This is a genomic window from Embleya sp. NPDC025285 (genome assembly GCF_055558835.1).
Genome location: NZ_JBVHLU010000023.1, coordinates 62,706 through 81,273 on the forward strand (window position 1 = coordinate 62,706; position 18,568 = coordinate 81,273).

Annotated in this window: 13 protein-coding genes; 9 read left to right on the plus strand and 4 right to left on the minus strand. The window is 71.2% G+C overall.

Going from position 1 to position 18,568, the window contains the following annotated elements; all coding sequences use genetic code 11:
• Window positions 1-44: 44 nt before the first annotated feature.
• From ACZ4FV_RS17850 to ACZ4FV_RS17860, 3 genes are all read right to left on the minus strand, one after another.
• Complete coding sequence (locus ACZ4FV_RS17850; protein ID WP_402230537.1) at window positions 45-3,875, minus strand: multifunctional oxoglutarate decarboxylase/oxoglutarate dehydrogenase thiamine pyrophosphate-binding subunit/dihydrolipoyllysine-residue succinyltransferase subunit; 3,831 nt, start codon at window positions 3,873-3,875, stop codon at window positions 45-47.
• Between the two features lie 239 nt (window positions 3,876-4,114).
• Entirely contained in the window at window positions 4,115-5,188 is a 1,074-nt protein-coding gene (locus tag ACZ4FV_RS17855; RefSeq protein ID WP_395866512.1) for a HAMP domain-containing sensor histidine kinase, read from the minus strand.
• Window positions 5,185-5,895: a response regulator transcription factor gene (locus tag ACZ4FV_RS17860; RefSeq protein WP_395866170.1), complete on the minus strand. Its 711-nt coding sequence runs from the start codon at window positions 5,893-5,895 to the stop codon at window positions 5,185-5,187. Before ACZ4FV_RS17860 ends, ACZ4FV_RS17855 begins: the two co-directional genes overlap by 4 nt.
• A gap of 307 nt (window positions 5,896-6,202) precedes the next feature.
• Between ACZ4FV_RS17860 and ACZ4FV_RS17865 the strand changes: the two genes are divergently transcribed.
• From ACZ4FV_RS17865 to ACZ4FV_RS17905, 9 genes are all read left to right on the plus strand, one after another.
• Window positions 6,203-7,114 carry a phosphatase PAP2 family protein gene (locus tag ACZ4FV_RS17865; protein ID WP_402230539.1) on the plus strand — a complete coding sequence of 304 codons (912 nt, stop codon included), beginning with the start codon at window positions 6,203-6,205 and terminating at the stop codon, window positions 7,112-7,114.
• A 217-nt stretch (window positions 7,115-7,331) separates the two neighbouring features.
• Window positions 7,332-8,840 (plus strand): MFS transporter, encoded by a 1,509-nt coding sequence (locus ACZ4FV_RS17870; protein ID WP_395866166.1) that lies wholly within the window; start codon window positions 7,332-7,334, stop codon window positions 8,838-8,840.
• A gap of 306 nt (window positions 8,841-9,146) precedes the next feature.
• Window positions 9,147-9,938 (plus strand): enoyl-CoA hydratase/isomerase family protein, encoded by a 792-nt coding sequence (locus tag ACZ4FV_RS17875; RefSeq protein ID WP_402230541.1) that lies wholly within the window; start codon window positions 9,147-9,149, stop codon window positions 9,936-9,938.
• A gap of 1,462 nt (window positions 9,939-11,400) precedes the next feature.
• Window positions 11,401-12,585 (plus strand): PucR family transcriptional regulator, encoded by a 1,185-nt coding sequence (locus ACZ4FV_RS17880; protein WP_402230543.1) that lies wholly within the window; start codon window positions 11,401-11,403, stop codon window positions 12,583-12,585.
• A 216-nt stretch (window positions 12,586-12,801) separates the two neighbouring features.
• Window positions 12,802-13,614, plus strand: a complete 813-nt coding sequence (locus ACZ4FV_RS17885) for an ABC transporter ATP-binding protein (RefSeq protein ID WP_402230546.1) — start codon at window positions 12,802-12,804, stop codon at window positions 13,612-13,614.
• Window positions 13,611-14,480, plus strand: coding sequence for an ABC transporter ATP-binding protein (locus ACZ4FV_RS17890; protein WP_395866158.1), 870 nt, complete (start codon window positions 13,611-13,613; stop codon window positions 14,478-14,480). Before ACZ4FV_RS17885 ends, ACZ4FV_RS17890 begins: the two co-directional genes overlap by 4 nt.
• On the plus strand, window positions 14,477-15,367 hold the full coding sequence (locus ACZ4FV_RS17895; RefSeq protein WP_395866156.1) for a branched-chain amino acid ABC transporter permease: 891 nt from the start codon (window positions 14,477-14,479) through the stop codon (window positions 15,365-15,367). Before ACZ4FV_RS17890 ends, ACZ4FV_RS17895 begins: the two co-directional genes overlap by 4 nt.
• Before the next feature lie 37 nt (window positions 15,368-15,404).
• Complete coding sequence (locus ACZ4FV_RS17900) at window positions 15,405-16,571, plus strand: branched-chain amino acid ABC transporter permease (RefSeq protein WP_395866510.1); 1,167 nt, start codon at window positions 15,405-15,407, stop codon at window positions 16,569-16,571.
• Window positions 16,572-16,575: 4 nt separating this feature from the next.
• Entirely contained in the window at window positions 16,576-17,838 is a 1,263-nt protein-coding gene (locus tag ACZ4FV_RS17905; protein ID WP_395866154.1) for an ABC transporter substrate-binding protein, read from the plus strand.
• A gap of 54 nt (window positions 17,839-17,892) precedes the next feature.
• Here ACZ4FV_RS17905 and ACZ4FV_RS17910 read toward each other — a convergent pair whose 3' ends face one another.
• Window positions 17,893-18,468 carry a hypothetical protein gene (locus ACZ4FV_RS17910; RefSeq protein WP_395866152.1) on the minus strand — a complete coding sequence of 192 codons (576 nt, stop codon included), beginning with the start codon at window positions 18,466-18,468 and terminating at the stop codon, window positions 17,893-17,895.
• Window positions 18,469-18,568 lie beyond the last annotated feature (100 nt).

Genomic DNA, 18,568 nt, shown 5'->3' on the forward strand with positions numbered 1-18,568 from the left:
GTACGCGGCCGGGGCGGAGTCGGTGGATCAGCGAAAGCCGAGGATCAGCTCATCGCTTCCTCGACCAGACCCTGCTGCTCGGCCTCGTGCCGCTTGGCCGAACCGACCGCGGGCGACGAGGACGACGGACGCGCGATCCGACGCGGAGCCGGCAGGCCGTACTCGACCAGGTTGAGCGCGATGAACGGCCACGCGCCCTGGTTGGTCGGCTCCTCCTGGGCCCAGACCAGCTCCAGGTCCTTGCCGTAGCGGTCCAGACCGTACCGCTCCAGCTCGGCCTTGAGCTCGGCCACCGGCAGCGGGTAGAGCCGCTCCACCCGCACCAGCGCGACGTCGTCGCGACCGGCCTTGGCCCGGCCGGCGGCCAGGTCGTAGTGGAACTTGCCGGAGGACATGACCACGCGCTTGACCTTGCTCGGGTCCACCGTGGTGTCGCCGATCACCGGCTGGAACTGCCCGCCGGTGAACTCCTCGATCTTCGACGCGGCGGCCTTCAGCCGCAGCATCGACTTCGGGGTGAACACCACGAGCGGCTTGTGGTGCGGGTTGAGCGCCTGCCAGCGCAACAGGTGGAAGTAGTTGCTCGGCAGGGTCGGCGCGGCCACCGTCATGTTGTTCTGCGCGCACATCTGCAGGTAGCGCTCGATGCGCGCGGACGAGTGGTCCGGGCCCTGGCCCTCGTAGCCGTGCGGAAGCAGCAGGACCACACCGGAGTGCTGGTGCCACTTCTGCTCGGCGGAGGAGATGAACTCGTCCATGATCGACTGTGCGCCGTTGGCGAAGTCGCCGAACTGCGCCTCCCACAACACCAGCGACTGCGGCCGGGCCAGCGAGTAGCCGTACTCGAAGCCCATCGCGGCGAACTCGCTGAGCAGCGAGTCGTACACGGTGAACTTGGCCTGGTCGTCGGACAGGTGCGCGAGCGGCGTGTACTCGGCGCCGGACGCGCGGTCCACCAGGACCGAGTGCCGCTGGCCGAAGGTGCCGCGGCGGCTGTCCTGACCGGCCAGGCGCACCGGGCGCCCCTCCATCAGGAGCGAGCCGAACGCGAGCGTCTCGCCCATCGCCCAGTCGATCGTGCCGTCCTCGACCATCGCCGCGCGGCGCTGCAACTGCGGCTGCAGACGCGGGTGCACGGCGAAGTCCTCGGGCAGCGAGACCTGCGACTCGACGATCCGCTTGACCGTCTCGTGCGGGATCCCGGTCGGGTCGATCCGCGGGAAGGCGATGTCCGCCGCGGGCGCGGCCGGGGTCGCCTGCGGAGCCTGCGGCGCGGTGGCCTGCCGGACCTCGGAGAAGACCTTCTCCAGCTGGTCCTGGTAGTCCTTGAGCGCCTGCTCCGCCTCCTCGACGGTGATGTCGCCACGACCGATGAGGGCCTCGGTGTAGAGCTTGCGCACCGAGCGCTTCTTGTCGATCAGGTCGTACATCAGCGGCTGCGTGAAGGACGGGTTGTCGGCCTCGTTGTGACCCCGGCGCCGGTAGCAGATGAGGTCGATCACGACGTCCTTGTGGAACGTCTGCCGGTACTCGAACGCGAGTTGCGCGATCCGCACGCACTGCTCGGGGTCGTCGCCGTTGACGTGGAAGATCGGCGCCTCGATCATCCGCGCGACGTCGGTCGCGTAGATGGACGAGCGCGACGAGGCCGGGGAGGCGGTGAAGCCGACCTGGTTGTTGATCACCACGTGGATCGTGCCGCCGGTGCGGTATCCGCGCAGCTGCGACATGTTCAGCGTCTCGGCGACCACGCCCTGGCCCGCGAACGCGGCGTCGCCGTGCAGCAACAGGGGGAGCACCGGGAAGTCGGCGCCCTCCATGTCGATGATGTCCTGCTTGGCGCGCACGACGCCTTCCAGGACCGGGTCGACCGCCTCCAGGTGCGAGGGGTTCGCCACCAGGGAGACCTTGACCTGCGCGCCGTCCTCGGAGGAGAACGTGCCCTCGGCGCCGAGGTGGTACTTCACGTCGCCCGAGCCGTGCATCGACTTGGGGTCGATGTTGCCCTCGAACTCGCGGAAGACCTGCGCGTAGGACTTGCCGACGATGTTGGTCAGCACGTTCAGTCGACCGCGGTGCGCCATGCCGATCGCGACCTCGTCGAGACCGTCCTCGGCCGCGGCCGAGATGATCGCGTCGAGCAGCGGGATGGTGGTCTCGCCGCCTTCCAGCGAGAAGCGCTTCTGGCCGACGTACTTGGTGGCCAGGAAGGTCTCGAACGCCTCGGCCGCGTTCAGCCGGCGCAGGATGCGGAGCTGGTCCTCGCGGTCCGGCTTGGCGTGCGGAACCTCGACCCGCTCCTGGATCCAGCGGCGCTGGTCCGGGTCCTGGATGTGCATGTACTCGATGCCGACGGTGCGGCAGTAGGTGTCCCGCAGCACGCCGAGCACGTCGCGCAGGGTCATCAGCGCCTGGCCGGCGAAGCCGCCGACCGCGAACTCGCGCTCGAGGTCCCACAGCGTCAGCCCGTGCTCGACCACGTCGAGGTCCGGGTGCCGGCGCTGCTTGTACTCGAGCGGGTCGGTGTCGGCCATCAGGTGACCGCGAACCCGGTACGAGTGGATGAGCTCCTGCACACGTGCCGTCTTGTTGACGTCGTCCTCGTGCGTCGCGGAGATGTCCTGCACCCAGCGCACGGGTTCGTACGGGATGCGCAGCGAACGGAAGATCTCCTCGAAGAAGCAGTCTTCACCGAGCAGCAACTGGTTCATCCGGCGCAGGAACTCGCCCGACTGGGCGCCCTGGATGATGCGGTGGTCATACGTGCTGGTCAGCGTGAGTGTCTTGCTGACCGCGAGGCGGGACAGGGTGTCCGCGGACGCACCCGCGAACTCCGCCGGGTAGTCCATCGCACCCACGCCGACGATCGTGCCCTGACCGGGCATCAACCGCGGCACCGAGTGCACGGTGCCGATGCCGCCCGGGTTGGTCAGCGAGATCGTCACCCCGGCGAAGTCGTCCACCGTGAGCTTGTTCGAGCGGGCTCGCCGGACGATGTCCTCGTACGCCTGCCAGAAGGCGAAGAAGTCCATCTCGTCGGCCTTCTTGATGGCCGCCACCACGAGCTGGCGGTCACCGTTGGCCTTCGTCAGGTCGATCGCCAGGCCGAGGTTGACGTTCGCCGGCTTGACCAGGAACGGCTTGCCCTCGCGCTCCTCGTAGGAGTGGTTCATCGACGGCATCGACTTGGCCGCCTGGACGAGCGCGTAGCCGATGAGGTGGGTGAACGAGACCTTGCCACCGCGGGCGCGCTTGAGGTGGTTGTTGATCACGATCCGGTTGTCGATCAGCAGCTTGGCCGGCACGGCCCGCACGCTGGTCGCGGTGGGGATGGCGAGCGACGAGTCCATGTTGATCGCGACACGTGCCGCCGGGCCCTTGAGCTGGACGGCGTCCGGCTGCGCGGCGGGCTGCTTCTTCGCGGGCGCGGCGGCCGCCTTGGGGGCGGGTGCCTGCGCGGGCGTCGGTGCGGCGACCTTGGCGGGCGCGGCCTGGACCGGAGCCGGATCGGCGGCCGGGACGGGAGTGGGCGAAGGCGCCGCGTCCTGTACACCGCTCGTCATTATCGGGTGGCTCGGGGCCGGGGCCGGAGTCGTCGTCCCCGTCGCGGTCGACGACACAGCCGCCGTCACGGGGGGTTGCGCCGGGCTCGGCGCGGGGATGTTTCCAGAGTTGTTCGTGGTACCGCTCACTGGTGTGGGGCCGCTCGGGCTTGCCACGGTGGCTTGGCCGGCGGGCGTCGACGGCGTCGACGGCTCGCTGGGCTTGTAATCGGCGAAGAAGTCCCACCAAGCACGATCCACCGAGTTGGGATCTTGCAAATATTGCTGGTAAATCTCGTCGACGAGCCACTCGTTGGGGCCGAAGCTGGCCATCGGGTTGCTAGGGGACTGTGACGACACGGCGGCAACCGCCCTCTTCCGCTTCCTGGGGTGGTGGACAGCGGGAAACAAGGCTACGCCCTTTGACCGGTGTCGCGCAGGCCCCTCGGCCTCCGCGTCGCGTAGATCACAAACGGTTGACCGTTTAGTCGCGTTTGTTGCTTCCCGCCGTATTGGTGGTCACGGAACGTCATGTCGGGATCGTCCCGTGCAGTAAGTGTCCGATCACCCGATTACTTCGGGTCACCGGGCAGGAGCACTCGGATACGGCACCCATGGCTCGACTCGGCTACGGAAATATCACCCCCATGCAGGTCCACGGCCCAGCGGGCGATCGCGAGGCCCAGTCCGGTGCCCCCGTCGGTGGACGAGCTCTCGCCGCCGCGGGTGAACCGTTCGAAGACCCGACCGCGCTCGCCGTACGGGATCCCGGGTCCCTCGTCCTGGACTTCCAGGCACAGGCTTCCGGGGCCCTCGTCGCGTCGTGCGTGCAGACTCACGGTGCCACCGACGGGGCTGTGCCGGCAGGCATTCGCCACCAAATTGGTAACAACCTGATGCAGCCGCTCGGGGTCGGCGATCGCGATGAGATCGGTCGGTCGTACGTCGACCCGGAAGCGAACGTCGCTGCCCAGGGCCCCGGTCTCCTCGGTCAGCGCGGCCAGGAACGGCCCCACCGCGAACTCGCGCGCCTGGAGCGGCACGGCCCCCGAATCCAGCCGGGAAAGGTCGAGGAGTTGTGACACGAGTCGGCCCAGGCGCGCGGTCTGGGTGAGCGCGAGGCCCAGCGTGTCGGGATCGGGTTTCTGCACGCCGTCCACGAGATTCTCCAACACCGCGTGGAGCGCGGAAATGGGCGTGCGCAATTCGTGCGAGACGTTGGCGACCAGTTCGCGCCGGTGCCGGTCCACCGCCTCCAGGTCGGCGGCCATGCGATTGAACGCGCCGGCGAGGGTGCCCACCTCGTCGCGCGAAGTGGCGCGCACCCGGCGGGAGTAGTCGCCGCGCGCCATCGCCTGCGCGGCGGCGGTCATCTCGCGCAGCGGCGAGGTCATCCCGTGGGCGAGCACCAGGGTCACCGCCAGGCACGCCAGCGAGGTGAACACGAGCATGTACCGGAACCGCACCTCGGCCCGCAGCCCCAGGATGATCAGCAGCGTCGAGACGAACACGGACGCGATCACGAGCACGCCGAGCTTTGCCTTGATCGAGCGCAGTCGATCCAGCGGCCGCAGGTTGCCGCGGCGCAGGCGCGGGCGCCGGGGCCGTGGGCGGGGCCGGGTGGGACGCGAATCGGCGGGGTTCAGGACGGTGCCTCCAGCGCGTAGCCCACGCCGTGCACGGTCCGGATCCACTCGGCGCCGAGCTTGCGGCGCAGCGCCTTGACGTGGCTGTCCACGGTCCGGGTGCCGGACGCGTCCACCCAGTCCCACACCTCGGCGAGCAACTGCTCGCGGGAGAGCACGGCGCGCGGGCGCGAGGCGAGGCAGACCAGCAGGTCGAACTCGGTCGGGGTCAGGTGCACCTCGTCCACGCCGAGCCGGACCCGGCGCTGGGTGCGGTCGATCCGCAACCGGCCCAGGTTCAACGCGGCCTCGGGGGAGACCGCGCGGGCCGCCGCCTCGGCGCGCTCCATCCGGCGCAGCAGTACGTGCACCCGGGCGACCAACTCGCGCATCGAGAACGGCTTGGTCATGTAGTCGTCGGCGCCCACCGCCAGGCCGACCAGCAGATCGGTCTCGTCGTCGCGCGCGGTCAGCATGATCACCGGCAGGCCCGGGTGCAGCGCCTGGAGCCGACGGCACACCTCCAGGCCGTCCAGTCCGGGCAGCATCACGTCGAGCACGACCAGGTCGGGCCGGGTGGTCGTGGCCGTGGTCAGCGCGGAGGGGCCGTCGGGTGCGGTGATCGCGCCGAAGCCCTCCGCCCGCAGCCGGGCGGCCACCGCGTCGGCGATCATGGGCTCGTCCTCGACCACGAGTACGAGCCGCTTTTCCCCCGTCGGGTCGGTCATACCCGCAGCCTACGTACCGTCGGCGGGCCGTGCGCACGACTTGGTGAGGCTCCCTCGAACCGGGGAGGCCGCTACGACGTCCAGAGGAGAGAGGCAGGACCGGAGTACCCCGCGGGAGCCGGCCCCGATTGGTACTTCAGGGGGAGGATCGGTCTAACCTGATCCGTCTACCCTGGCTCAAGCGTTGCCGCCGAACACCGCACCCGTGATCCGGGGCGGCGGTGCGGGCAGTGGTCCACGACCCGGGTGGCGACGGCGCGGATCGAACGCGGCCGACCGACGACGGTAGACCGAGACAACCGACAGCATGGGGGATCTGGTGCGGCGCAACGTCACGGAGGGCCCCTCCCACGAGGTCGATCGGCGCGAACAGGCGCCGCCGACCACGCAGGCGGCTTCGGTGACGGGGGTCGGCAAGTCGGACCGGGCGGCGACCGACCCGGCCGCGCAGGCCGCGGCGGCCAAGGCCCGCCGGATGCGCACGCTCAAGGACGCGGCGCGCGAACTGTTCCTGGTCGCGCTGCTGTTCGGCGTCTACAAGCTCGGGCGCGGCCTGGCCTCGGGTGAGACCGGCACCGCGTTCTCCAACGCCAAGCAGTTGCTGACCATGCAGAAGGACCTGCGCCTGCCGGACGAGGCGGCGATCCAGGACTGGTTCATGCAGTCGCACGCCGCGGTGACGTTCTGCAACAAGTACTACGCCTACGTGCACTTCCCGGCGACGGTCGCGTTCCTGCTGTGGTTGTGGATCCGCCATCGCGAGCACTACAAGTGGGTCCGCAACATACTGGCGATGATGACCGGCGCCGCGTTGATCATCCACATCCTGGTCCCGCTCGCGCCGCCGCGGAAGATGCCCGGCTTCACCGACACCGGCATGGACGCGGGCGACTCGCCGTACTCCGGCGCGGGCGCCAAGATCGCAAACCAGTTCGCCGCGATGCCGTCGTTGCACGTGGGTTGGGCCGTGGTGGTCGCGCTCGGGGTCGCGGCGGTGTGGCACACGGCCGGCTCCGGACGCAAGGTGGCGAGTTGGGCGGTCTGGCTGCACCCCGCGATAACGCTGCTGGTGGTCGTGGTGACCGCGAACCACTACTGGATGGACGCGGTGGTGGCGGTGTTGTTGATGATCTTCGCACTGGCGGTACTGCCCGGGCCGGATCGGGCCACGCAGCGCGGGTTGATCCGGCCGATCCCGGCGCCGCGGATAGCGCGCTAGGGGCAGTCCCCCGGATCCCGGCGCCGTGGATGGCGGGCCGGGGGCAGTTTCCGGACCTCGGCGCCGCGGACTGCCGGCTGGGGGCGGTTCCCCGGACAGGTCCCGGCCGCGAGGGCGCGGGCGGGCGCCGCCGGTCGTGGTCGAACCCGTGGGTCGCCGGTTGCGGCCGATCGAGTGGGTCCGAGTTCCCCGCCGTCGCGGTGGGCATGATGCTCAGATGCCCGTCACCTTCCCCTCCGGGGGCATCCGTGCCAAGACCCCGGCCGGCCGGTGGGTGTTGCTCGCCACCGTGCTCGGCTCAGGCATGGCGATGCTCGACTCGACCGTGGTCAACGTCGCGCTGCCCAGCATCGGGAACTCCTTCGACACCTCGCTCGCGGCGCTGCAATGGACGATCAACGCGTACACCCTCACGCTGGCCGGACTGATCCTGCTCGGCGGCGCGCTCGGGGACCGGTACGGGCGGCGCCGGGTGTTCGTGATCGGCGTGGCCTGGTTCGCGGTGGCCTCGCTGTTGTGCGGGATCGCGCCGAACGTGGACATGCTGATCGCCGCCCGTGCGCTCCAGGGCATCGGCGGCGCGCTGCTGACGCCCGGTTCGCTGGCGATCATCCAGGCCACCTTCCACGCCGACGACCGGGCCCGGGCGGTGGGCACCTGGTCGGGTCTGGGCGGCGTGGCGAGCGCGATCGGACCGTTCCTGGGCGGGTGGCTCGTGGACGCGGTCAGTTGGCGCTGGGTCTTCCTGATCAACCTGCCGCTCGCGGCCGTGACCATCGTGGTGGCGCTGCGTACCGTCCCGGAGACCTTCGACCCGCAACCCCGGGGCCGCTTCGACGTGACCGGCGCGGTGCTGGCCGCGCTGGCGCTCGCGGGGGTGACCTGGGCCCTGGTCGAGGCACAGACCACTCCGGTGGCGGCGGGCCTCGCGGGCGCGGCCGGGGTCGCGACGGCCGTGGTGTTCGTCGCCGTGGAGAAGCGCACGCGCGAGCCGATGTTGCCGCTGGACATCTTCCGGGTCCGGTTGTTCACGTCGGTCAACATCGTGACGTTGTTCGTGTACGGCGCGCTGGGCGCGTTCATGCTGCTGCTGGTGCTCGAACTCCAGACGGTCGCGGGGTACTCGGCGCAGCAGGCCGGCTTGTCGCTGCTGCCGGTGACCATGGTCATGCTGCTGCTCTCGGCCCGGTCGGGCGACCTGGCCCGGCGGATCGGCCCGCGCCCGCAACTGACGCTGGGCCCGCTGGTGTGCGCGGGCGGCCTGCTGACGTTGCTGCGGATCGGCCCCGACGCGTACTACCCGGCCGTCGTACTGCCCGGCGTGCTGATCTTCGGCCTGGGGCTCGCCGTGCTGGTCGCGCCGCTGACGGCGACGGTGCTGGCGTCGGTGGACGTCAGTCGGGCGGGCATCGCGAGCGGGGTCAACAACGCGGCGGCCCGCGCGGCGGGCCTGCTCACGGTCGCCGGACTGCCGGCCCTGGTCGGCCTGTCCGGTGACGGCTATCGGGACCCGGGCGTGGTGGACACGGGCTTCGACCGCGCCCTGTGGATCTGTGCGGGTCTGCTGGTGCTGGGCTCGGCGGTGGCCTGGTTCACCATCACGCCCGAATCGCTGGCCCCGACGGAGCCGGAGGCCGAGCGGGCCAAGCCGTGCGTGCGCGTGGGCTGCGACATGGCCGGGCCGCCGCTGGATCCGGGGCACGAGGAGGTGGGGACGGGGCGGTAGGGACGTGGGGGCGCCGGCGCGCGGATGTTGCGCGATCCGGTTCGGGACGAGGGGGTCACGGTGTCGCCGACCACGCCGTGCCCGGGCGAGACCGATCGGGGGGCGGGCGACATCGTGGGGTCGAGCATGGTCGGGTGATCGCCGATGGCACGGCGACCCGGGGCCCGGGTCGGCGGCCGGGGTCCGGAGGTCCGGCCGGCTCGGGTGGACGGGTCGGTTCGGGGCGCCGGGCGGATGGGGGCCGGTGGCCCGTAGCGTGGCCGCGGATGTGCGTCGGTTGTGCGGCGGTGAGGAAAGGGCGGCGGGATGGATACCGGGGTCGATGGGCTCGTGGTCAAGGTCGAGGGCGAGGTGGCGACGCTGCGCATCGATCGCCCGCACGCCCGCGGCGCGTTGACCGCCGCGATGTGGGAGGCGCTGCCGGGGACGTTGGCGGCGCTGGAGGCCGACCCCGAGGTGAGCGTGCTGGTGCTGACCGGCACCGACGGGGTGTTCTCGGCGGGGGCCGACATCCGCGAACTGCGCGGTCACTACGCGACGGCCGAGGCGGCGGACGCCTACCACGCGCTGAACTCGGCCGCGGAGCAGGCGTTGGCGGCGTTCGCGAAGCCGACGATCGCGTATGTGCAGGGCCCGTGCGTGGGCGGCGGATGCCAGTTGGCCGGGGCCTGCGACCTGCGCTTCGCGGACACGACGGCGCGATTCGGGGTGACGCCGGCCAAGCTCGGGATCGTCTACGACGCGGGCTCCACGGCCCGGCTGGCCCGGCTGGTGGGCGTTTCGACGGCCAAGTACCTGCTGTTCTCGGCCGAACTGATCGACGCGGCCCATGCGCTGCGGGTCGGGCTGGTGGACGACGTCTTCGACCCGACCGAGGCCGACGAGAAGGTCTACGGCTTCGCCCGCACGATCGCGTCCCGCTCCCAACTGACGATCCGGGCCGCCAAGGACCTTTTGGCGACGGACACCACGGACCCGACACGGCTCGCCGCGTGGCGCGACACGTGGGAGCGCGAATCCCGCGGCTCGGCCGACGTCCGGGAGGGCCTGGCCGCCTTCACGGAACGACGCGCCCCGCGCTTCGCTTGGCCCCGGTAGCCATGCTCGTGGCCGCGTGGCCCTGATGGGTCCATGCGGCTCGGGTTCGCTTGGCTGCGCTCGCGAGGCACTCGGCTTTGATGGTGTGCCCACCCGCCCACCCGTTGCGTGTGTTCGATGGCTGCGGGTTTTTGGTGACCGGTGGGCCCGGTCCGCCTGTTGAGCATGTGGTGTGGCTGCTGCGGGCTTGGGCGCATGGTGCTGCGGTTGCGCCTCGGGTTGCTTTGGGTTGTGTACCCACCCGCTCCACCCGTTGCGTTTGGTGCGGAGGCTGGGGTTTTACGGGCGGCGGCGTGACCTGCTCCGGCCCCGCGGCCTCCGGTGTGGCCGGTCGCGGGCGGGTGGGATTGGGGCGTCAGGGGCGGTGTGGGGGCGGGGGGTCCGGCTCCCCGGCTTCGTGGATCCCCGGTGTGGTCGGGGATTTCGGGGCGGTGTGGCGCTTGGTGTGGCCGGCGTGGGGTTTTGGGGCTGAGGCGCCTGGGTCGGCCTCTCTGGCGCGGGTGGGGCTGCTCGCGGGTGGGTGGGTCGGCCACGAGAACGAGGCGGGCTTTCCCTGAGTCGCCGAGTTCGGCTGCGGATTGGCGCGTCAGCGCCCACGATGTGGGTGGGTATTCGTGATCGACGTGCGGAGCGCGGAGAGCGGCGGAGCCGCGGGTTTGGGCTTTGTGGCCCGGAGCGAAGCGGAGGGACGCGAAGCCCCGAGTGAGGGGCCGCTTTTTTGCGGAGGAGCGAAGCGGGGGAGCAGAAAAGTGGTGTCTCGCGAGCCGGCGACGAAGTCGCCTGACGAGGGCGCTGCGGATTGGCGCGTCAGCGCCCACGATGTGGGTGGGTATTCGTGATCGACGTGCGGAGCGCGGAGAGCGGCGGAGCCGCGGGTTTGGGCTTTGTGGCCCGGAGCGAAGCGGAGGGACGCGAAGCCCCGAGTGAGGGGCCGCTTTTTTGCGGAGGAGCGAAGCGGGGGAGCAGAAAAGTGGTGTCTCGCGAGCCGGCGACGAAGTCGCCCGACGAGGGCGCTGCGGATTGGCGCGTCAGCGCCCACGATGTGGGTGAGACCTTGTGATCGACGTGCGGAGCGCGGAGAGCGGCGGAGCCGCGGGTTTGGGCTTTGTGGCCCGGAGCGAAGCGGAGGGACGCGAAGCCCCGAGTGAGGGGCCGCTTTTTTGCGGAGGAGCGAAGCGGGGGAGCAGAAAAGTGGTGCCTCGCGAGCCGGCGACGAAGTCGCTCGACAAGGGCGCTGCGGATTGGCGCGTCAGCGCCCACGATGTGGGTGAGACCTTGTGATCGACGTGCGGAGCGCGGAGAGCGGCGGAGCCGCGGGTTTGGGCTTTGTGGCCCGGAGCGAAGCGGAGGGACGCGAAGCCTCGAGCGAGGGGCCGCTTTTTTGCGGAGGAGCGAAGCGGGGGAGCAGAAAAGTGGCCCCTCGCGAGCCGGCGACGAAGTCGCCCAAAAGGGGGAGACCGAGTTGTCTGACAGATCTGCTCATACCGCATTGTTGCGTCGGGCCGCTCGGGTGTTGCCGCAGCGGTTGCCGGAGTTGACGGATCGGCTCGTGGCGGAGCTGCAGGTGCTCGAACCCGCCTATCTGGACCGCGGGGTGCCGCCGGACGAGCTTTGGCAGAGTGCGCACGAGGCGTTGCGGGTCGGGGTGGGCGCGCTCGCCGTGTGGCCGCGCGAGTTGGAGGGCAGCCAATGGGCGTCCGGGCGGCTCGCGCGTCGGCGGGCCGAGCAGGGGGTGCCGCTGGACGCGCTGTTGCACGCCTATCGGCTCGGTGGCGTGCTGTTGTGGCAGAGCCTGGTCGAGGTCGCCGCGGAGCAGGAGCCGGACGAGGTGCGGCTGTTGGTGCATGTGGCCACGGATGTGTGGAACTTCGTCGATCGGCACGCGAGCGCGATCGCCGACGCGTATCGGCGGGTCGAGACCGAACTGACGAATCGTCATGACGAGCGTGTGCACGCCCTGTTGGACACCCTCCTGGACGGCCGGGCGCCGGCGGCCGATCTCGCCGCCGCTGCCGCCGTGCTCGATCTGCCGGAGCGCGGCCGGTACGCCGTGGTCGCGCTGCGCCATCCGCTGCCCGGAACCGGGGTGCACGACACGCCTCGGCGGGTGGCGCCGAGCGGGATTCGGGTGGTCTGGCGGGCCCGCGCGGAGGGGGAGTTCGCGGTCGTCCTGCTCGGCACGGCGGGGCTGGACGAGATTGCGGAAACGTTCGGCCCGGCGGCCGGGTCCCGCGCCGGCATCAGCCCGATCGTCGACGGGCTCGCCGCGTTGGGCCGGGCTCGGCGGCTCGCCGAGATCGCGTTGCGTACCTGTACCGCCGACGGTGAGTGCGCCCGGTTGGACGAGCGGTTGCCCGCCGCGCTGGTTGCCTCGCAGCCCGACCTGGCGCACGACCTCGCGGCACGCGTGCTCGGGCCGATTCTCGCGCTGGACGCGGTCGACCGCGATCTGCTGCTCGGCACACTCGGCGCCTGGCTCGACTCCGGCGGCTCCGCGGTCCGCGCGGGCCGCAGGCTGTTCTGCCATCGCAACACCGTGCTCAATCGGCTGCGCCGGCTGGAACAGCTCACGGGCCGTGAACTCGGCCTGCCGCGCGACCTGGTGGAACTGGCCCTGGCCCTGGACGCGCACCGCCTGAGCACCTGAGCCCCCGGCCCGACCCAGGCCCCCGCGAAGGGGGGCCGAGCGGCGCACCCACCCGTGGCACCGACCCCGTACCCACGCACCGGGCCCCGTTCTGTGCCGCTGCACAAGAGCGTTGCCGTCGGGTTGGTCGGTTGCCCCGTTGTGCGGCCGGGATCTGGACTCCCATCGTGGCCCGTGCTGTGATCGCGGTCACTCCAACAGCGGGGGAGGGGTGCGATGGAATCGGGAGCGCTCCTCGTCGAGGGGCTCGAGGTCGTCTACGGGCGGTCGGTGCGGGCCCTGCGCGGCGTATCGCTCGATGTGCCGGTGAGCGGCGTGGTGGCGGTACTCGGGGCGAACGGGGCCGGCAAGAGCACATTGCTCCGGGCCGTCTCCGGGACGTTGGCCCTGCATCGGGGCGCGGTCGCCGCGGGCACCATCCGCTACGCCGGCGAACGGCTCGCGGGTCGTGATCCGGCCCTGATCGTGCGCGCCGGCGTGGTGCAGGTACCGGAGGGGCGAAGGGTGTTCGCCAACCTCTCGGTGGACGAGAACCTCCAGGCCGGGGCGCTGAGCACCCGCGGCTCGGCACTGATCCGGAGCAACCGCGAGCGGGTCTTCGACCTGTTCCCGGTGCTCGCCGAGCGGCGCGAGCAGCGGGCCGGACTGTTGTCCGGTGGCGAGCAGCAGATGTTGGCGATCGGGCGGGCGTTGATGGCCTCGCCGCGCTTGTTGCTGCTGGACGAGCCCTCGCTGGGTCTCGCGCCGCGGATGGTGGGTCGGATCGCGGGCGTGATTCGGGAGATCGCCGCGCAGGGCGTGGCGGTACTGCTCGTCGAGCAGAACGTCACGGTGGCCCTGGATCTCGCCGAGAAGGCCTATGTGCTCGACGTCGGCGAGGTCCGGCTGGCCGGCTCGTCCGCCGACCTCGCGCGTACCGACGAGGTGCGCCGGCTGTACCTCGGCGAGGAGGAGACGGCCGCCCCGGACGCCGCTTCCGCGCCCGCCCGTCCGACCCCGCGCAAGCCGCTTCGGAGGTGGGTGGGATGACCGCCGCCACGACCGTGACCGCCGACGGGCGCGAATTCGACGTGCCCGAGTTGACCGTACGCGCGGTCACCGTGCGCTTCGCCGGCCTGGTCGCGCTGGACGCGGTCGGCTTCACCGTCACGCCGGGCACGATCCACGCGGTGATCGGCCCGAACGGTGCGGGCAAGTCGACCTGTTTCAACGTGCTTTCGGGGGTGTATCGGGCCGACCGCGGCACCGTGCACCTGGGCGGGCACGAGTTGACCAGGCTGCCGCCGCATCGGATCGCCGCGCTGGGCCTGGCCCGTACCTTCCAGAACATCGTGCTCACCCAGGGCACGGTCGCGGACAACCTGCTGCTCGGCCGGCACGTGTTGACCGACTCCGGGTTCGCGGCCACCGCGCTGCGGCTGCCCAGGGCCGTCCGCGAGCAGCGGCGGCATCGCGAACGGGCTCGCGAGATAGCCGAGTTCATGCACCTCGGCGCGGTCTTCGACGCGCCGGTGGGGCTGTTGCCGTACGGCATGCGCAAACGGGTCGAGATGGCCCGCGCGTTGTGCATGGAGCCCAAGGTGCTGCTGCTGGACGAGCCGGTCGCGGGGATGAACGCCGAGGAGCGGGCCGAGACCGCCGACGCGATCGCCTCGATCCGTGAGTCGCTCGGCATCTCGATCGTGCTGGTGGAGCACGACATGGGCCTGGTGATGCGGATCGCCGACGAGGTGACCGTGCTGGACTTCGGCCGCCGGATCGCGAGCGGCGCGCCGGCCGACGTCCAGCGCGACCCGGCGGTGATCCGCGCCTACCTGGGGACCGGCGAGGAGGCCGACGACGAGGTCGTCGGCGGTGTCGCCGCGGATCCCACCGACCGGGAGGTCCCGACATGACCAAGCTCGCCGAGATCATCCTCAACGGCTTCGCCCTCGGGTCCGTGTACGCCCTGATCGCACTCGGTTTCGTGGTCGTCTTCAAGGCGTCCGGGGTGATCAACTTCGCCCACGCGTCGCTGCTGCTGCTCGGCGGGTTCACCGTCGCGAAGCTGCACGAGGACCTCGGGTTCGCCCTCGCGCTGCTGGTCGCGGTGCTGGTGACGGCCGCGGTGGCCGGACTGGTCGAGGTGCTGTTCATCCGCGGCCTGGGGCGTACCGAGGTGCACACCCTGACCATCCTCACCATCGGCGTGGACATCCTGCTGACCACCGAACTCACCCGCCGGATCGGTTCCGACGTGCTGGGCACGGGTGATCCGTGGAAGGCCGGCGTGCGCGACTGGGGCGGCGTGCATGTCGCCGACGCCCGACTGGCGTGCATCGTGGTGGCGGTGGTGCTGATCGGCGCGTTCTTCGCCGCGTTCCGGTTCACCGCGTGGGGCCTGTCGATGCGCGCGGCCGCCGAGGACCGCGAGGCCGCCGCGCTGATGGGCATCCGGCTGGGCCGGGTGCAACTCATCGCGTGGTGCGTCGCGGGCGCCCTGGCCGCGGTCGCGGCGGTGTTCCTGGCCGCGTTCCCCTCGGCCGGCCTGGATCGCTCCACCGGCCAGATCGCGCTCGCCGCGTTCCCGGCGGCGATCCTGGGCGGGATGGACTCGGCGGCCGGCGCTTTGGTGGGCAGCCTCGTGGTGGGCCTGACCGCCGCGCTGATGGCCGGCTACCAGAGCGACATGACCTGGCTCGGCGCCAATCTCGGCGACGTCGCCCCGTACGTCGTGATGCTGCTCGTGTTGATCTGGCGGCCGACCGGCCTGCTCGGCTCGAAGGAGCGTGCCCGTGTCTGACCGCCTGTCCCCGACGGTGCCCAGGCCCGCGGAGTCGGTGCCGACCCGGCACACCTCGACAGCCGCCTCGGGACTGCGCCGGCTGGCCCGCCCCGGTGTCCTGGCTGCGGTGGTGCTGGTCCTGCTGGTGCTGCCGTTCTACGTGACCGCGTTCTGGTTGCAGACCGGCCTGTTCGCGATGGCCGCCGCGATCGGCGCGATCGGCCTGAACCTGCTGTCCGGCACCACCGGCCAACTCTCGCTCGGGCACGCGTTCTTCCTCGCCTGCGGCGCGTACGGCTACGTGTGGTTCGCGGGCGACTCGGGCAAGGTCGGCATCCAACAGCTCAGCGGGGTGGGGCTGCCGCCGCTGGTCGCACTCGTGCTCGCGGTCCTGCTGACGGGCATCGTGGGCGGCCTGTTCAGCCCGATCTCCGGCCGGCTGCGCGGGATGTACCTCGGCGTGGCCACGCTGGCCCTGGTGTTCATCGGACACCACGTCATGCTCAACGCGAAGTCGGTGACCGGCGGGTTCAACGGACGCTCGGTCACCCCGATGGAGTTCGGCGGTTTCACGCTCACCGACGGCGACCCGGACGGCCTGGAGGTGCTCGGCATCCCGTTCGGACAGCTCGAGCGGCTCTGGTACTTCGCGTTGGTGCTGGTCCTGGTCGCCGCGTGGACCGCGCACAATCTGCTGCGCGGACGTCCGGGCCGGGCGCTGGGCGCGGTGCGCGACAGCGAGATCGCCGCCTCCGTCATGGGAGTTCCGGTGGCCCGCTACCGCTCGGCGGCGTTCGTGGTGTCGTCGATGTACGCGGGTCTGGCCGGCGCGCTGATCGCGATGATCTTCAACCGCGTGGTGCCGGACTACTTCGGGCTCGCGCTGTCCATCGACTATCTCGCGATGATCGTGATCGGCGGTCTCGGCTCGGTCAGCGGCGCCGTGGTGGGCGCGGTGTTCGTGACCATGCTGCCGCAGGTGCTGAGCAAGTACGCCGACACGCTGCCGCTGGTGGTGGCGCCGGGCAGCCCGGACTCCGGGGTGGGACCCGGGGAGGCCGCGCGCTACCTGTACGGCGCGGCGATCGTGCTCGTCCTGCTGTTCGCGCCCGGCGGCCTGGTGGGCCTGCTGCGCGGCCGGCCCGGCGGCGGTCCCGCGGGCCGCCGCACCGCACGACTCGGACGTACCAAGGGCTCCATCCGTACCGGCTCGAAGGGGTAACACAGTGAGGCTCCGGAATGGCGTGCGCGTGGGGGCGGCGCTCGCGGCGCTCGTGCTGGCCGCGACGGCGTGCAGCACCAAGGGTGACGACGACAAGAAGGACAAGCAGTCCGGTGGTGTCAAGACCGGACCCGGGATCACCGACACCACCATCACGCTCGGCGCGCTGACCGACCTGTCCGGTCCGTACGCGCCGCTGGGCAAGAGCATCGTCAACGCGCAGCAGTTGTACGTGGACGAGATCAACGCGCAGGGTGGGATCTGCGGTCGCAAACTGGCCGTGACGGTGCGCGACCACAGCTACGACGTACAGAAGGCGGTGGCCGCCTACACCGAGATCAAGGGCGGCGTCGCGGGCTTCCCGCAGGTGATCGGCTCGGCCGTGGTCACCGCGTTGCAGGACAGTCTGAAACAGGATCAGATCCTCACCTTCCCGCAGGCGTGGGCCGCGACGCTGCTGAATCGGCGCGAGATCCAGATCGTCGGGACAACGTACGACGTCGACATGATCAACGCGATGGACTTCCTGGGCCAGGCCGCCCAGCTCAAGTCCGGGGACAAGGTCGGGCACGTCTACTTCGAGGGCGAGTACGGCGAGAACGCGTTGGCGGGCGCGAAGTTCGCGGCCGGCAAGACCGGGGTGCAGATCGTCGAGCAGAAGATCAAGGCGACCGACACCGATCTCACCGCGCAGATCGCCGCGTTGCGCGGCGCCGGGGTGAAGGCGATCCTGATCAGCGCCGGGCCGACCCAGACCGCGACCCTGGTCGGCTTCGGCGCGGTGGCCGGTTTGCGGGTGCCGGTGCTCACCAGCGCGCCGGGCTTCCACCCCCAGGTGATGGCCAGCGCCGCGGCGGGCGCGCTGGAGCAACTCCTGTACGTGGTCAGCGCGGCGCCGGCGATCGGGGCCGACACACCGGCGGTGAAGAAGCTGGCCGCGGACTACAAGGCCAAGTACCCGGACGGGACGCTCGATCAGGGCGTGATCTCCGGATACAACGCGATGAAGATCTTCGGTGAGGACCTCAAGGCGGCGTGTGCCGACAAGGACCTCTCGCACGCCGGGATCATCGCCGCGCACCGCAAGCAGAAGCAGATGGACACCGGGCTCGGAGTGGCGCAGGACTTCTCCGACCCGGCCAAGCCGGCGAGCTACAAGTCGTACATCCTCAAGCCGAGCAAGGCCGCGCCGGGCAACCTGGTGGTGGCCAAGGAAGCGTTCGAGGTGCCGGCCGTGCACGAGTACAAGCTGCCCGCGGCGGGATAGCGGCGCGGTTCGGCGGTGGTGGGGCTCGGGGGCACGCGCCTCGAGCCCCTCCTGCTAGGCCGGGCGGTACGCGCTGCCGGGTCGGAAGGTGAGGGTGATCCGGGCGCCCGGTCGAGCGGTGGCGTCGGCGGTCAGCGCGGCGCCGGTGAGGGTGTGCAGGCGGGCGATGCCGGTGCCGGCGTGGGCGGCGACGCTCGGGCGGGCCCGGGCCGCCGCGAGGGGGCCGTCGGGGCCGGTCATCCGGCTGGGCGGGCCGCCGGCGTGGCGCAGTTCGACCACGCCGGGGCCCAGGATCAGGTATTGCAGGTCGTGCCCGAGCACCCGACAGGCGACCACCGAGGCGGCCGGGGTGGCGTCGTGCGCGAGGTCGCAGCGGGCCCCGTGCAGTGCGGCGGTCTCGGCGATGGTGTCGGCCAGACAGTCCGCGATGCCCCGGTCCGGGCGGTCGGTCAACCGGGCCAGCAGATGTACGCCCAGCCGGCGCAGGAACCAGTCCATGCCGTGCCCGCACCCGCCCACCGGCTCGGTCAGCGCGGCGGCCACGACCACGGCGGCCTCGGGCGAGGTGAGCGCGAACGCGCGCGCCCCGGAATCGTTTCGCGGGTCGTCGACGACCACCTCGGCATGCACGATGATCAGTCTTGGGGACGAAGGCCCGGTCCGGACAGGGGTGCGGCGTCGATTGGCTCGAACGTGTGGCCCGCGGCCCGGTTCGACCGGCTTCTCGGGC